The sequence below is a fragment of the Sphingobacterium sp. DR205 genome, from assembly GCF_011064245.1.
Classification (GTDB): Bacteria; Bacteroidota; Bacteroidia; order Sphingobacteriales; family Sphingobacteriaceae; genus Sphingobacterium; species Sphingobacterium athyrii.
Genome location: NZ_CP049333.1, coordinates 1,848,562 through 1,865,462, shown reverse-complemented (window position 1 = coordinate 1,865,462; position 16,901 = coordinate 1,848,562). Strand labels below are relative to the sequence as shown.

15 protein-coding genes are annotated in these 16,901 nt (G+C 35.3%); 14 read left to right on the top strand and 1 reads right to left on the bottom strand.

Going from position 1 to position 16,901, the window contains the following annotated elements:
* Positions 1-16: 16 nt before the first annotated feature.
* The 14 genes from G6053_RS07850 to G6053_RS07785 all read left to right on the top strand — a co-directional run bounded on the left by G6053_RS07850 (position 17) and on the right by G6053_RS07785 (position 14,817).
* The gene (locus G6053_RS07850) at positions 17-1,114 is read left to right on the top strand and encodes a glycosyltransferase family 4 protein (RefSeq protein ID WP_165306074.1); all 1,098 of its coding nucleotides are present in this window, start codon (positions 17-19) and stop codon (positions 1,112-1,114) included.
* A gap of 56 nt (positions 1,115-1,170) precedes the next feature.
* Complete coding sequence (locus G6053_RS07845; RefSeq protein ID WP_206531889.1) at positions 1,171-2,085, top strand: hypothetical protein; 915 nt, start codon at positions 1,171-1,173, stop codon at positions 2,083-2,085.
* Positions 2,086-2,098: 13 nt separating this feature from the next.
* Positions 2,099-3,220, top strand: a complete 1,122-nt coding sequence (locus G6053_RS07840) for a glycosyltransferase (RefSeq protein WP_165306072.1) — start codon at positions 2,099-2,101, stop codon at positions 3,218-3,220.
* A gap of 53 nt (positions 3,221-3,273) precedes the next feature.
* The gene (locus tag G6053_RS07835; protein WP_165306071.1) at positions 3,274-4,374 is read left to right on the top strand and encodes an NAD-dependent epimerase; all 1,101 of its coding nucleotides are present in this window, start codon (positions 3,274-3,276) and stop codon (positions 4,372-4,374) included.
* A gap of 201 nt (positions 4,375-4,575) precedes the next feature.
* The gene (locus G6053_RS07830) at positions 4,576-5,949 is read left to right on the top strand and encodes a pectate lyase (RefSeq protein WP_165306070.1); all 1,374 of its coding nucleotides are present in this window, start codon (positions 4,576-4,578) and stop codon (positions 5,947-5,949) included.
* A 97-nt stretch (positions 5,950-6,046) separates the two neighbouring features.
* Positions 6,047-7,195 carry a glycosyltransferase family 4 protein gene (locus G6053_RS07825; protein ID WP_165306069.1) on the top strand — a complete coding sequence of 383 codons (1,149 nt, stop codon included), beginning with the start codon at positions 6,047-6,049 and terminating at the stop codon, positions 7,193-7,195.
* A gap of 45 nt (positions 7,196-7,240) precedes the next feature.
* Positions 7,241-8,272 carry a GNAT family N-acetyltransferase gene (locus tag G6053_RS07820; RefSeq protein WP_165306068.1) on the top strand — a complete coding sequence of 344 codons (1,032 nt, stop codon included), beginning with the start codon at positions 7,241-7,243 and terminating at the stop codon, positions 8,270-8,272.
* A gap of 70 nt (positions 8,273-8,342) precedes the next feature.
* On the top strand, positions 8,343-9,146 hold the full coding sequence (locus G6053_RS07815; protein ID WP_165306067.1) for a phytanoyl-CoA dioxygenase family protein: 804 nt from the start codon (positions 8,343-8,345) through the stop codon (positions 9,144-9,146).
* Positions 9,147-9,180: 34 nt separating this feature from the next.
* Positions 9,181-10,167, top strand: coding sequence for a hypothetical protein (locus G6053_RS07810; protein WP_165306066.1), 987 nt, complete (start codon positions 9,181-9,183; stop codon positions 10,165-10,167).
* 68 nt (positions 10,168-10,235) lie between these two features.
* Positions 10,236-10,730 carry a GNAT family protein gene (locus G6053_RS07805; protein WP_165306065.1) on the top strand — a complete coding sequence of 165 codons (495 nt, stop codon included), beginning with the start codon at positions 10,236-10,238 and terminating at the stop codon, positions 10,728-10,730.
* Positions 10,731-10,990: 260 nt separating this feature from the next.
* Positions 10,991-12,046: a GNAT family N-acetyltransferase gene (locus G6053_RS07800; RefSeq protein WP_165306064.1), complete on the top strand. Its 1,056-nt coding sequence runs from the start codon at positions 10,991-10,993 to the stop codon at positions 12,044-12,046.
* A gap of 100 nt (positions 12,047-12,146) precedes the next feature.
* Positions 12,147-14,009 carry a nucleoside-diphosphate sugar epimerase/dehydratase gene (locus tag G6053_RS07795; protein ID WP_241254947.1) on the top strand — a complete coding sequence of 621 codons (1,863 nt, stop codon included), beginning with the start codon at positions 12,147-12,149 and terminating at the stop codon, positions 14,007-14,009.
* A 69-nt stretch (positions 14,010-14,078) separates the two neighbouring features.
* Positions 14,079-14,438 carry a hypothetical protein gene (locus tag G6053_RS07790; protein WP_165306062.1) on the top strand — a complete coding sequence of 120 codons (360 nt, stop codon included), beginning with the start codon at positions 14,079-14,081 and terminating at the stop codon, positions 14,436-14,438.
* 175 nt (positions 14,439-14,613) lie between these two features.
* Positions 14,614-14,817 (top strand): hypothetical protein, encoded by a 204-nt coding sequence (locus G6053_RS07785; RefSeq protein WP_165306061.1) that lies wholly within the window; start codon positions 14,614-14,616, stop codon positions 14,815-14,817.
* 197 nt (positions 14,818-15,014) lie between these two features.
* On the opposite strand, the gene G6053_RS07780 is transcribed toward G6053_RS07785, so the two are convergent.
* A complete protein-coding gene (locus G6053_RS07780; RefSeq protein ID WP_206531888.1) occupies positions 15,015-16,889 on the bottom strand; it encodes a RagB/SusD family nutrient uptake outer membrane protein in 1,875 nt (624 codons plus the stop codon).
* Between the last annotated feature and the right edge of the window lie 12 nt (positions 16,890-16,901).

Sequence of the window (16,901 nt, the reverse complement as noted above, 5' to 3'; positions counted from 1 at the left end):
AAAACTCATCAACAAAATGAAAATAGTTCACATTATAGGCGCACTTAGAAGAGGTGGAGCAGAGCGCTTTGTTGTCGACTTATGTAATGAGTTGGCAAAGAATGATCAGTATCAAATATATTTAATTTCTCTTTGTGATAATGATGCTGATACAACTTTTCTTAATGAAATCAGTGAGAAGATAAGTTATTTATCCCTACACAAGGGCAAAGGTCTAAATTTCCGGGTACTTTTTAAATTGACCAGTTGGCTGGTTAAGCAAAAAGCGGATGTAGTTCACACGCACTTAAATGCTTTTGAGTATTTGCTTTTGTATAGATTTATGAGTGGTAATTGCAAGTTTTTTCACACCATCCATTCAACAGCCGAAGCCGAATGTCCGAATTTTTTAATTAAGGCATTTCGTAAAACTCTTTACAAGAAGAATAAGGTAATTCCTGTCGCAGTTTCAAATGATGGGGGCAAATCATTTAAGAAATATTATGGTTTGGATAATGTTATTGTAATTGAAAATGGTCGTCCATTTTTAACTCTGACTGATGAATATCCTGTACTTATTAAAAGATATAAAGAAAATATAAACTCTTTCCTTTTAATTCATGTGGGAAGGATTATGAAAGTGAAAAACCAGCAGCTATTAATTGAAGCTGTACAAAAGTTTAATGCAAATGAAGAGAAAAAATGCAAACTATTAATAATCGGTGATGTTCGTGATGAATCCTTATATCATCATCTTTATTCAATGATAAAAGACGACCCTTACGTTGAGTTTCTTGGAGGAAAAGAAAATATCGCTGATTTTCTAAGTATGGCAGACTTTTTCTGCTTATCAAGCTTTTATGAAGGGATGCCTATATCCTTAATTGAGGCATTATCAGTTGGATGTATATCGATTTGTACTAAGGCCGGTGGTGTTAAAGATATGATTAAGAATGAGGACACCGGCTTCTTGAGCAATGATAATAGTGTGGATTCATATTATCAAACGATAAAAAGAGCCGTTTTCTATCCAGATAAACAAAAGATAAAAGAAAATAGCCTGAATTCATTTAAACAGCACTACCATATAGGAACTTCGTGTAAGAAACATGTAGATGTATACCTTGTGATCTAAACATAAATACTAAATAAACAGAACCTTTTAAGAATTTGCATAATCAGGTTTGGATAATGAAATTCTTGTTATTTAATCTTGATGAAAACATGAAAAACGTAATTGACAGGTATTTTGGTGCAGACAAATGGAATATAGGATTTGTTAAACAATCTGCTGCAGATTTAATCCGGAGAAAAAGATTTAATGGAAAAGTAGTATGGCTGGAGGAGGATGAAGCCCATTATTCGGCAGACCCCTTTGTTGTCAAAATTAATTCCAGTCTTTTCATCTACTATGAGGAGCTTAACTTTTGGAAAATTAAAGGCAAAATTTCAAGAATTAAAAATTTTAATTTTAGCACTAAACAAAGGATATCTGGCCTTACACCAAAAGGGATACACTTTTCATACCCATACATTTTTGAAGAAAAGTCAAATTTTTATTGCATTCCAGAAACAGCAGATGCAGGTGAAGTAAGTCTGTATCAGCTGGATCATGAAAACTCGACCGAGTTGAAGAAGAAAAGGGTTTTGCTAGTGGGGCCACGCTATGTAGATACTTCGATTATCTACTACAAGGGAAAACATTGGCTATTTACCAATATAGATGGCATGTTAAATAATCTATACATATACTATTCAGATTCATTAGAGGAGGAATTTAAACCACATGCATTAAACCCCATTCCGGTAAGTTCAAAAAATTGCAGAAGTGCCGGAAACTTATTTATAGTAAACGGGCAACTTTACCGCCCAACTCAGAATCTGGAAATCCGTTACGGAGGATCCATAATTATTAATAAGATTTCTGAACTTTCTGAACATTCATTTAAATCAGATCCTGATTTTGAATTATTACCGGAAGCCCCTTATTTGGAAGGTATGCATAATATCAGCTTTGGAGACAATTTGATTGTTGTAGATGGAAAGAGAAGAACACATTCTCCCATTACTCCCGTACATAGATTATTAAAAAAAGTTCTTTACTAAATATTGGCGCATAATGTTAGCTGAAAAATGTGATTATTTTCAAAGGATGGATACGATTTCAAATAGATTATTATTTGTATCAATGTCTGATACTGCAGGTGGAGCAGAAAATATCCTGTGTATGGCAGCAGGTGTAACAAACAGTCCATTAATATTTCTGAAACATGTATTTGATTCTCGCCTTTTCATACCAAAAAAACAGGAGGTAAAGCATTTAACTAAAGGGGCGATGTTGATCGGCTTTTTAAAACTTGTTAAAGAGCTGTACCCTTACAGAAAAGATTACACGGTCATAAGCACAAATCCTTACCTAAATTCATATTTAGGCCTGCTCAAACGCGTTGGGTACCTAAAATCAAACCTGATTGTCCGTGAATGTACTTCGGTATTTACCCGTTTTACAGGTCTCAAAAAATTAAGCTATCAGATAGCTTATAAATTAGGTTATCCAGCCGTTAATTTAATCGTCTGCCAAACGGGAATTATGCGTAATCAGCTATTAGCCCAAAATAAATTTATCCCAAACGATAAGGCTGTAATAATAGAAAATCCGATTGACCTAAATCATATATTAAGAAAAGCAGAAGCCTCTATAGATGAAAGTCTGACAGATTCAGAATTTATTTGCTCAGCCGGCAGGTTAATTCCTGAAAAGGGCTTTTCAATACTAATCCATGCATTTGAAAAAATTGCACAACAGCATGAGAACCTAAAGTTATTGATACTAGGAGAAGGCAAAGAAAGGAAAAATCTCAATACTTTAATAAAAGACACCGGTCTACAAGATCGAGTAATCCTAATGGGGCATGTCGATAATCCAATACCATATTATAAAAAAGCAAAACTATGTGTTGTCTCATCAATTAAAGAAGGATTTCCAAATGTTTTGCTTGAAATGATGGCAGTAAATGACTCCGTTGTTTCAACCCTTTGCGCCGGCGGCATTGAAAAAATACCTTCTATTCTTAAAGTTGAACCCAATAATATCAACTCTTTAACATCAGCTATAGGGTTTGCGCTCGCTGATTATCCCAGCCAGAAAAACGATAGCAGGCAAGACTACCTCAAAGATCGCAGTCCTGAGCTATTTATTAGTTCCATTCTGGAAGAGTTGCACCGGGTAAATAGCTTATAACTTTTAATAAAAAGACTCAAACAATCTATAATTCATCTATAAACTTATATCTTATGAAAATTTTAGTCACAGGCACGGCCGGATTTATTGGCTTCCATTTAGCCAAACGTTTGTTAGAAAGAGGTGATACAGTAGTAGGTATAGATAACATCAATGATTACTATGATGTCAACTTAAAACACGATAGACTTATAGAAACAGGAATAGATGTGACAGAACTAGAATATGGTATAAGTAGGATAAGTACTAAATATCCAAGCTATACTTTTATTAAATTGGATATTTGTGATAGTGAAAGTTTAGCGACTTGTTTTGAAACTTTTCAGTTTGATGCTGTTTGCAACCTTGCTGCACAAGCAGGTGTAAGATACAGTATCACAAATCCTGAAGTTTATGTAGAGACTAATATAAAAGGTTTTTTGAATGTTTTAGAGTGCTGTAGAAATTTTAAAATTAAACACTTACTTTATGCCAGCTCATCAAGTGTGTATGGATTAAATAAGGTAATGCCTTTTTCTACACATGAAAGCGTAAATCATCCCGTTTCACTATATGCTGCATCTAAGAAAAGTAATGAATTAATGGCTCATGCCTATAGCTATTTGTTCAATTTGCCAACGACAGGTTTAAGATTTTTTACAGTTTACGGTCCTTGGGGTAGACCAGACATGGCTTTGTATATTTTTACTAAAGCAATAATGGAAGGTGAAGAAATAGAAGTTTTCAATAGCGGTGAGATGAGTAGAGATTTTACTTATATTGACGATATTGTCGAAGGCATAGTTCGAGTAATTGATACTCCCGCACAAGCAAATCCAAATTGGAATGCGAAAAGCCCTGATCCTGCCACTTCAAAAGTACCTTACGTTATTTATAACATTGGAAGAGGAGAACCGGTAAGTTTGCTAAATTTTATTAATGAAATCGAAAAACATACTGGAATTAAAGCCAATAAAGCTTTTTTGCCTATGCAAGCCGGAGATGTTGCCGAAACTTCTGCTGACATTAATGATTTAACCAATAAACTTCATTATCAACCAATAACAAGTGTGGGAACAGGGGTGAAAAATTTTGTAAACTGGTATAACACCTATTATACAGCGCCTTATCAAAATCAGACAAAAATTATACAAACCGCAAATGGTTTGTCATAATACTGTAACATAAGGTTTTTTAACAACTTGAATAATTTTACTTGAAAACAAAAATTTGAAAAACCACAACTAACTAAATATCAAGACTTAACGAAAAAACATTCAAAATTAAGTTAGATAACTACTTCATTATCTGCATTGTGTTTTAATTTACAAATCCTTTAGGTTTGCGCCCAAGATGTAAATTTAAAACACAAATTCATGCAGAAGAAAACAAAATTAATTACAAAAGTGCTAGTATTTAGCTCACTACTGTTTACAATTTTTACCTTTAGTCAATGTCAAAAAGAAGGGGTAGAAAATCTAACAATTGATGCGCCTAACGATGTGGATTTACAAAGTGTTGTTTCAACAACTTCAACTTCTGTATTCACAGTAAATGTTTCAAAAGGTATTTCCGATGGCGGATTTTCGGTACGAATTCCGATGGACGCCAATTTAATAAGCGACACAAATGATAAGCCAACTGCATCAACTGTAAGAGTATTTGAAAATGGTGTTGAAATAGGCCCTTCGCACTCTGTACACCAGGAAATCAGAAACTTAGGTAAAGGTCGTTTCAGTCATAAATCGGGCTTCTTGTTTCTTTCGGCTTCTGATAACTCAGATCCGAGAACCAATCGTAAGAAATACACCTATACTGTAGGCGATCAAAGCATTACAATACCTCCAGTAGTTCCGCCAACCGGTACACCAGTATCTACTAATGAACCTATCGGATATGCTTCTGTAAATGGTAAAACAACAGGAGGTGCAGGCGGTCAGACGGTAACTGTGTCAACTTTTTCAGCGCTTCAAAGTGCTGTTTCATCCTCGGCACCATTAATTATACAAGTTTCTGGTACAATTACAGGATCTGGATTACTTAGAGTACAATCTAATAAAACGATTCTGGGCCTTAACGGATCTAAACTGATTGGTGCAAGTTTGTTTATCTACGGGAAGAGCAATATCATTATCCGGAATATGACAATCAGCAAAGTTAAAACATATTCAAATATAATTATCAAAGGTGGTGCACACCACGTGTGGGTAGATCACTGTGACCTTTCATCAGAACGGGTAAGCGACTGGGATTACTATGATGGATTGTTGGACGTAGGAACTGGTGCTGATTACGTTACATTATCATGGAATAAGCTGTACGAGAACCATAAAGCTATGCTGATCGGTTTTAGTTATAACGAACCTGAATCTGTTGGTAAACTTCGTGTTACTGTACATAACAACTATTTCTATAATGTTTCAGAACGTTGTCCGAATGTAAGATATGGAACTGTTCATACTTTCAATAACTATTATGACAATGCAGGATTTGTTAGCTCTCTTATGGGAGCAATTGTAAGAGTGGAAAATAGTTATTTCAAAAACACTACGCTTCCGATCAGAACAGAACTTAGTCCTGTAGCAGGTGTTATCAGCGGTGAAAATACCAATATATTTGATAACTCTGGAAAAAACAAAATTACTACGGCCCCTTCAAATTGGGTACCTACTTACGAATATAGATCAGTACTTAGTGCTGCAGCAAATGTTCCATCTATTGTGATGAAAGGTGCTGGCGCAACTTTATAATCAACAGAAGTAAGTTAAAACATTTAATTGCAAGGCCATCTGACTGTAAGTCAGGTGGCCTTTTGGTTCATGTATAATTCTTTTTAATTCCACTATTATGGCAGAAAATAGAAAAAAAGTATTGATAGCGTGCGATTCTCCGCGTACATTACTTGATTTTAGGGGTAAACTCATTGAAGAACTTATCAAGAAGAATGAGGTGTTTGTTTATACCCCAAAAATTTCACAACAGCATGTTCAAGAAAAGCTAAAGAATCTTGGAGTAACTGTTTTTGAAAATCATCTGAACGGAAGTAATGTATCGATCCTCTCCGATCTTACATACATGATTCAATTATACAAGGTTATCAGGAAACTAAGACCGGATATTTTCTTTCCCTACACATTTAAACCTGTAATCTATGGAACTATTATAGCAAAGCTTTGTGGAATAGATTGTATAACTCCGATGTTAACCGGACTGGGGTATAATTTCACCGATAATGGTTCTAAAAAAAGTGTAGTAAGCCTGATAACCAAAACACTGCTTAAGTTCAGCCTGATGGAAAACCGGAGGGTCAGAATCATTTTTCAGAACCGAGATGATTTTAATAAATTAATAGAATCAGGTATAATCGGAATTAAACATCAGGCATTTGTAGTAAATGGTTCTGGTGTGGATTTGGGCCATTATGATTATTCTGAACCAGAAACTACTAATATCAGCTTTCTAATGATAGCTCGCCTTATCAATGCAAAAGGTGTAAATGAGTTTTTTGAAGCCGCGAAAACCATCAGATCCAAATACCCGGATATAAAATTCAGGCTTATTGGTTCTTTTGATGATAACATTGACTCCATTAACAAAGAACTGTATTTCAAAATCCAATCCGAAGATACCTTGGAATATATTGGGCAAGTGGATGACGTAAGACCGTATATAAAAAATTCATCCATCGTTGTACTCCCTTCGTATTATGGAGAAGGTGTTCCCAGATGTATCCTAGAAGGCATGGCCATGGGAAGGGCCATCATTACCAGCGATTCTGTTGGATGTCGTGAAACTGTAAATGTTTCACCTTCCTGTACTAATGGTTTTTTGGTTCCGGTAAAAAATATTCCAGCGCTTGCTTCCAAAATGGAACACTTCATAAATAATACCCGAGATATTATCTCATATGGTATCAATGGTCGAAAATTCGCCAAAGAGAAATTTGATGTGAACCTTGTCAATGCAGAAATGCTGAAAATCATGAACGTTGGCTAGCTTGTACATCTAAAAAACTGTAGTTCTTTAAAAATACTATAAGTCATGGCATATCGCTTGATCAATTTTCAACAATCGGAAGAATGGACAGCATATGTCCTTAATTCTGTAAACTATGATTTTTATCATACCTGGCACTATCATTCACTAGAGAAAAACGGGGATCCATTTCTTTTCGTTTACGAAGAATCGGATGTGTTTATTGCGCTACCTCTGCTAAAAAGAGAAATTGAAAATTCAGGTTTATATGACCTGACTTCTGTATATGGTTATTCAGGGCCGATTTCCAATAGAAAATTTGCAGACATAAGTGACCAGATACTTGAAAATTTCAAGTATTTCTTCTTAAACTTCATGAACACTGGAAGATATATCTGTGTTTTCTGTAGACTTAATCCTTTTATTGACCAGAAAGTGTTGATTGAAAAAATAGGAGGTATTTCCAACAATGGTAAAACTGTATACATGGACTTATCCATTTCTATTGAAGAGCAAAGAATAGGCTATGAAAAAAGGATGGGCAGACAAATCAGACACTTGAGAAAGATGCCTTACATTATTAAAGAAGCTAAAACCGGAGATGAAATAAGTTTATTTACGGCCATGTACAATGAGAACATGCACCGGCTGAAAGCAGAAAAAAGCTATTTTTTCAACGAAGATTATTTTGCAGCAATCATTAAAGAGGATAGTTGCAAGTTAATCGTGATGTATGATGGAATTAAAATGATGTGCGGCGCAATTATTATGTGTTGTGGAGGCATAATCCGAAACCATCTGTCTGCCACAGCAGTCGATTATGTTAATCAATCGCCCAGTAAGTTACTCACGGACGAAATAAGTATAATAGGCAGGCAGCTGGGAATGAAGTATTTTCACCTGGGCGGTGGTTTGGGAGGTCGGGAAGACTCCTTATTTAAATTCAAATCATCCTTTTCAAATCTGTTTCTCGAAGATTCTACCTGGAAATTTGTATCGGATACAGTCGTATACAATGATCTGATCAAAGAAAGAAAGAACGATTTAAATATAAATTATTTCCCGTTGTACCGTTGCCCTGAAATGGCCATTAAATAAAAGCAATCCGATTTCAAAATACCGGGTTTTCTAAAAAAAAATAAATTTTTAACCATTAAATCTATATACTTTGAAAAATATATTTAATTATTCTGGAGCTACTATTAGTGACTTTAAGAATGCAATTGATCAGTTTGGTTGGGTTATATATGAAAACGCTCTTAATGAAGGGCTGATTACTCAAATTATTAATGACCTGGAACCGGCTTATTTGCAAAGAAGAGAAATCCAAACCCAAAACGGTATTGAAACAAATATGGAGGGTACCCTTCATCATTTATTGGAATGTGACAATTTTAGTTTACATTTTTTAGAACAAATGTTTTGTGATAAGGAAATGCGCTTCTTTTTAGGCGGAAACTATATCTTAAATGGGTTTAGTGCGGTTATTAACATGAAGAATGATAGGCCGTATGTTCAAAATATTCATCGGGATTTGAGAAGTTTTACTGGAATTAATAAAATGATGATCCAAATGATTGTACTGCTTGATCATTTTACAGAAGAGAATGGCGCCACTTATCTACTTTCCGGTTCACATAAGGAAGATGTCAAACCAAGTGAGGAATATTTTTACAAACACGCTGACCGGGCGATAACAAAAAAAGGTAGTATTATTTTGTTTGATTCTAACTTATGGCATGCTGCCGGTAAAAATTATACTGAAAATGCCAGAAAAGTATTAACATTAAGTTTTACCAAACCATTCTTTAAGCCGATGTTCGATTTTCCAAGATATTTAGGGTATGAATTTGGAGAATCTTTAAGTGAAAGCTTAAGGCAAGTTGTTGGTTACAACGCCAGAATTCCAGCAGATTTGTACGAGTTTTATCAACCTCCTCATAAAAGAATGTACTTATCAAGTCAAGGTTAATAGTTTTTTCGAAAAAATTTTATTTCCAATTTTTATGAAATATCAAAAAGAACTTCAGAAAACCATTGGAGGCTTTTTTCAGTTACAACTCTCAAATGGCGAAGAATACTATCCTTCACTCATAAAATTAAATACAACCAGAAATGCATTAGAATATATAATGAAGGTTAAGGGCTATACTAAAATTTATATACCCTATTTTACCTGTGATACGATATTGGAACCTATGTTAAAATTGGCAGTTCCATATGAGTTTTATACAATAGATAAACAGTTAGATCCTATAGTCAATTTTGAGATTGGGTATACTGAATGCTTTTTGTATACCAACTATTTTGGTATAAAACAGCATACAGTAGAAAGATTAAGCAAAGACATTAAAAATTTAATTGTTGACAATTCGCAGGCCTTCTTTTCAAAACCAGTAGATAAGATCGATACAATATATTCATGCAGAAAGTTTTTTGGCGTCTCTGATGGTGCTTACTTACAACTTAATAGTAGTCTCCGATTGAACATAGAAATGGACATATCTTTTGATAGATTGTTACATCTTATAAAGAGTATCGATGTTGGGAGTGAAAATTCTTATGGGGATTTTATTGAAAACGATAAAAGTCTTGAAAACAACGATATAAAAAAGATGTCTGTTCTAACGCAGAAAATTCTTTCTGGAATTGATTATCAAAACAGTGAAAAAATAAGAAAACAAAACTATAATTATCTGCAGGAAAATTTGGCTCTAATAAATGAACTTGATATTGAAATACCTTTAGATGCTGTTCCTATGGTATACCCTCTTCTTATTTCAAATGATAAAGTTAAAACTAAACTTATAGCGAATAAAATATTTGTTCCTACCTATTGGCCTAATGTTTTTAAGTGGACAAACGAACGTATGTTTGAAAATCATCTGGCAAAACACCTTGTCCCACTACCAATAGATCATCGGTATACTATAAAAGATATGGAACGAATAGTTTGTGTGTTGAAAGATATAATACATGAACTAGCATCCTAGTTCTATTAACTAGCCTCTTTATTTTTTGATTCACATTATGAATTTGCTTTATTTTTTTTTTAAATAGTATGGATAACTTAGTTTATATAAGACCATTGGTTTTAAGCGATGCAAATGTCTCTTATCAGTGGAGAAATGATTCTGACATCTGGAAATATACTGAATTTAAACCTGATAGATACATTTCTTTAGAAGCTGAGCAGGAATGGATAAAAGGCAAATTAGAGAATAAGGATGAACGACGGTTTGCAATTTGTCTTAAAGAAAACAATCAATACATAGGAAATATTCAATTATTAAATATAAATAATGGACTGGCATCCTTTCATATATTCATAGGTAAAAAAAGCTTATGGGGAAACGGAATAGGCAAGCAAGCTACAAAGCTTATATTAAAGTATGCTTTTTTCGAACTAGGCTTAAAATGTGTCTTATTAGAGGTAAATCCATTAAATATTTCTGCTAGAAAAACTTACGAAAGAATGGGCTTTGTGGCAGTAGGTTTCAATGAAGGAAATGGATTTATTAAAATGGAATTAAATAAAAAAGAGTTTCCCATCTAACCTTAGTTCACTTACTATCATGAGAAAATTAATTACTCTTTTTCACAAAGAGCAATGAAAAGCCTACGTATGGCGCCAATGAGCCAATATATAATTCCTTAGTTGATCGTATAGGAATCGATCCTAATAATAAGATTGAGTATTTCCCCTTATACAGATGCGACTTTATGCCGTTAAATAATGCAATACCCCAATATTAGCTGATATATGTTAGTATTTGTTTAACCTCTTGGTCTTGTGCCCACCTAAAAATGCACCCTATGATTAAATTACTTACTCTTAACGAAAGAAACGAATGGAATTCTTACATTAAACGCTCTTTTATACACGATTTTTATCATACCTGGCATTATCATTCTTTAGACAATAGTGGTAATCCTATACTCTTGATTTATGAAGAAGGTGAAAATTTCATAGCCTTTCCGTTCCTCAAAAGAGTTATCCCTGATTCGCCATTTTTTGATTTAAGCTCTGTGTATGGATATCCTGGACCAATTGCAAGTAAAAAATTCGAACACCTGGATGAAGGATTAATCGATAATTTTAAAAAGTCATTTTTAAAATTTCTGAAAAACGAACAGATAGTCTCCGTATTCTCCCGATTGAACCCTTTTTTTGATCAGTATATTTTGATGAAAGAATTTGAGGGGGTTCATGAAAATGGACTTACTGTTGCACTCGATCTGAATTTACCTTTAGATGTTCAGCGTAAAAAGTACGATCGGTCTGCCACTAAAGCGATCAAAAGGTGCCGGAATAAAGGATACTTCGTAAAGGAATCAAAACGACAGGAAGATATTGATACATTCATTGATATCTATACAGAAAACATGCGTCGAATCGGCTCCACTGAATACTATTTATTTGATAAACAATACTTTATAAACCTAATTCATTCAAAAGAGTTTGACTGCAGATTATTATTGGTTTATTTAGGTGATGAAATAACATGTGCAATGATCATCTCTTTTTCTCACGGCATTATTCAGGCACATTTGGTTGCTACTAAAGCATCATATTTAAATCAATCTCCTGCAAAATTTCTAGTTGATGAAATTACCATTATTGGACGGGAAAGGGGAATGAAGTTTCTTCATCTAGGTGGGGGGCTCGGCTTTAAAGAAGATTCCCTGTTCCGATGGAAATCGGCTTTTTCAGATCTGTTCTTAAACTATAAAAGTTTCCGGTTCATTGCAAACCGCAAAGCATACAACTATTTGCTTGATAAGCGAGGAATTGATAAAAAAATAGCAATCGACTATTTCCCTTTATACAGAGCTTTCATTACCTTATTTTCCTCTCTATTATTTATCTAAAATTACGCTTATTATGAAAAAGTTATTATTTAGTAATAAAGTACATTCAAGATGGCTGATATTATTGATCGATCAGTTAATCGTAATCTGGACACTCTTTATGTCTTTATTGCTGACAAAAAAAATTGAATCTGCTGAATTGTTTTACACCAGCGATATCTTATATATAGGACTTTACAGTGTGATCTCTATTTACGTGTTTATCAACATGAGAATTCATACAGGGATCATAAGATATTCCAATACAGAAGATATCTTCCGCGTATTCATGGCGGTGCTAATAAGCAGTATTGGTTTTATGCTTATCAGTAATTTGTTTGTTGCTCCATATTTTAAACTTCCGTGGAAATGGTTTGACAAAGTACTGTTATTGAACTTTTTTATTTCTTCATCCTTGTTAATTATTTTGAGAATAGCCGTCAAACACATTTTTGGATATTTAAAAGATTTACAACCCGGAAATATAAAGGATAATATTTTAATTTATGGCACTGACAACACCTCAATTCTGGTGAAACAAGCATTGGATACCTGTCAGGAAACACCTATAAATGTGTTTGGTTTTATTGATGATGATCAGGATAAAATAAACAAACATATAGAACAAAAAAATGTATATCCGTCATTTTGCATAGAAACACTTAAGAAAAAATATGCTATCAATAAAGTTTTATTAGTTGGCAACGATCTAAATATTAATGGAAAAAAGAAAGCAATTGAAAAATGTATAGAACTGGGTATTAAAGTGGTTACAGTGCCGTCTTCTGATAAATGGCTATATGGTAAATTAAGTCCTAATCAGATACAGGACTTGAAAATTGAAGATCTTTTACAACGGGAACCTATTATCCTCAAAAAGAATAATGTATCAAAAGAGATAAGCGGAAAGAGAGTTTTGATTACCGGAGCAGCAGGCTCAATAGGCTCCGAAATTGTACGTCAGGTTTTAAACTATAACCCAGAGTATATCATCCTCTGCGATCAGGCAGAAACACCTTTACACGAACTTCAGCTTGAAATTCAAGATTATTATCCCGAAGGTAAAACCAAAATATTCATGGCCAACATCCAGAACAAAAGCCGAATGAAAACACTGTTTGAAGAATTTAAACCACAGATTGTTTTTCACGCAGCGGCTTATAAACATGTTCCGATGATGGAAAATAATCCTGCAGAAGCTATATTAACCAACGTATTGGGTACGAAAAACATATCCGAGCTTTCGATAGATCATGAGGTAGAAAAGTTTATTATGATTTCTACAGACAAAGCTGTAAAACCCACTAATATTATGGGAGCTTCTAAACGTCTTGCAGAAATGTATATCCAATCGCTAAATAACAATAATATATTATCAGCTTCGGAGAATGTTAGAGCAAATTTTAAGAGTTTACTTAAACCAAAAACTAAATTTATTACGACCCGTTTCGGAAATGTTATGGGATCAAACGGATCTGTCATTCCGAGATTTAAAGCTCAGATAGAAAAGGGTGGCCCAATAACAGTTACCCATCCCGAAATAACCAGATATTTTATGACTATTCCTGAATCTGTACAATTGGTATTGGAAGCTGCAGCAATGGGAAATGGAGGTGAAATCTTTATTTTTGATATGGGAGACCCGGTTAAGATTGTTGATCTGGCAAAGAACATGATCAAACTTGCCGGCATGGCGCCTGATAAGGATATCAAAATTGTTTTTACCGGACTACGCCCCGGAGAAAAGTTATATGAGGAGTTACTCCTTTTGGAAGAAGAAACTATTCCGACCCATCATCAAAAGATTAAAATATCTAAAATTATTGATTATAGCTTTAATTATGTTCATCAGGTTACAGAGGAATTATTGTGCTTAAATAGCATGAACAATGACTATGAAATGGTAAAAAAAATGAAAGAAATTCTACCAGATTTCATCAGTAATAATTCCAAATATGAAGAGCTAGACTTGTGTGGGGACTAATTAGATCAACTTTTACATTTTTTTATTATGGGCATACACTTAGGAAATATTCTAAAACAGGTTCTTCGAATGGAACGTATTGGGATTAGCGAATTATCCCGAAAGCTAAAAGTAAGTAGAAGAACAATATATAATTGGTTTGAACAAGAAAATTTGAATCTTCAAATTCTCTTAGAAGTTGGTAATATAATTGGACACGATTTCACGGCCGAACTACCTGAAACGTTAGTAAAAAACCATCGTCACGTGCTTAGTGCACAAGATGCTTCTTCTATAAAAAATACAGATGTCGATAATAATTCTGTTTACTTCTGGATGAATAAATATATTGGCTTGTTAGAAAAGTATAATGATCTATTAAATCTCAATTCAGAGAACTCACCTTCAAATAAGAATTCAACAGGCAAAAATGGTTATTTTTTATTGTAAAGATGACCTGAAGCCTACCCTCCGTTATGATGGAAATAGCTTCACGGACTTTAAGTTACCAACTAAATATAGATAGCAGAAAACTTGAAGTATCTTTGCTTGACGATAAGCAACTCAATAAAAACTTCTCCATGATTTCTTGTTTGTCATTTTTTACAATGATGACAAAACCAGAATGGATGAAATACCAAATCTTAAGCAGGACGAATACAGCACGAGCAACAACACCATTGGTAAACGTAACCAAGAAATTCAGCAGCAATACCTGAGCTCTAAAGCTATTCCTGCATTTATATTATTGGATAGCCAAGGAAAATTAATCAAAACGTTGTCTAAAAATATAAATGAAGAAACCTTGAGAAGTTTTCTAGCAAATTAGACAAATAGATACTTTATAAAAAACCGAGTTTATTAGAAGTCCAGGTAACGCAGCAATGGGCGGACCGTTTTAACCAACGATTCAGGTCTGAGTCTGCCTCTGATTATTGATCATTAAAAGATAACAATTGGAAAAAAATAGCCGCTTAGGATACAATCCCAAGCGGCTTAATATTACGCAAAAAAACATATCCCAAGCTAGTTCCAACCGGGATTCTGTACCAAATTTGGATTCTTGTCTATTTCAGCTTGCGGGATTGGAAACCAATAGTTTTTTCCAGTAAAAATGCGCTTTTGATAGACCGACCGTTTGAAAAAAGCTTTGGGATTAGACTCACTATCGTCCTTTTCAGTTCCGGAAAAATTCATCCCATAAAAATTTCCATTCAGTGTGGTCTCTCCTATCTTCCAGCGTCGAATATCGCGGTAACGGATGCCCTCATTGTTGAGCTCTACACGACGTTCATTCCTAATGGCTTTGCGCATCGCGTCTTGTGAAGCGGGTACCGGCAGTGCATTAGGCCCCGCACCATATTGTGGCACTCCGCCACGCAAGCGGATCAAATTGACGTACTTTAAGATATCCGGATGATTGGGTTCCGTCTCGTTGAGGGCTTCGGCATAATTCAGATAAGCCTCTCCCAAACGATAAAGTATACCCGGCCGATAAGGATTTGTGTTATTACGCGGGTCATGGTCTGGATGAACTTTCTTCCGGATGAGATAGCCATTCTGTGGAGCATCGTGGGTAGGCCCTCCATCCCAGTTTCCGCTATAAAACTGGGTGGTGCGATTTTCCCTCCTATACCAAGCTCCGTTGTATAATACGGAAATATAGAAACGCGGTTCACGATGGGTATACATGTTATAAGTTCCCTCTAACGTAACCTTGCCATTGCCCTGGGATTCGACCCAACGCGTATTTCTGATTTCTGCAGTTTTTGAAAAACCTTTCTCCTGATAGCCGGACAATGGATCGTCGATGGTCCTGCCATTCTCCATAAAGAAGGCATCGACCAATGATTGCGTAATCCCCAATCCCCCATTGCCACCAGTTCCCCTAGGTTGAGCATGGCGGTCATACTCCCCGAAATTACAGTCGGGCCGGGCAAAAAGAATCTCTTCATTGCCGTCCTGTGGCCTGCGGAACAACATGTTCTGGTAGGATAGAAATGGATCAACAGAACCATCACTATTATATTCTATATACAATTTGTGCCCAGCTGCCTCAGCCTTTTCGATAAGGAGCTTGGACGCTGCCACTGCAGATTTCCATTTATCTGCCGTATAAGTAGCATTAAATATCGCTTCACCTTTGTTATTGGTAAAACCAGCATAGGATGTGTTCCCATTGACCAATGGACTTGCTGCAAATAAAAGAAGACGTGCCCTGACCGCCAGACACATTATGGAAGTTGCCCGACCATACTTTTGTGCCGCACTATACCTTGCTGGCAGAACTTCCGATAAATCCAATAGTTCTTTATCTGCCCATTGTACCACCTGATCAAAGGGAGTCTGTCCAATCATCAGTTCCTCAGCAGGTGCATTGGGATCTGACAAACCAAGATGGAATGGTATCGCACCATAGGTTTCCAGTAAAAGTGTATAATAATAGGCAATCATAAAGCGGGCCTCGGCTTTCATTAGGTTGACCTCTTCTTCGGTCACCAATTGCGCAGGGTTGGGCTTGACATTGTCCAGGAAAATATAGGCCGAACGGATACGTTTGGGAAGCTCCACCCAATAATTGGGATCCCAGGATGTACTCGGATTCCAGTTCCCAGTCTGCATACCAATAACCGACCAGCCGAACTGTTCCCAACCGGTAGACGGAGCCATATCATCAGAGAGTGGATCCCAGCCCAGCGTCCGCGTATTTCCCCAATAGGGATCGGGCACATTGCTGTATATACCCGCCAGCCAATCTTCTGTTCTGGTCTTATCTTTAAAAATCATTTCAAGGGTAAGCTGATCATCAGGGCTTTTGTCAAGATATTTCGAACAGGCCCCCATTGTGATACCCAGAGCCGCAAGCACTAATACTCGGGTAATCTTATGTTGTATTTTCATCTTCATCATTGG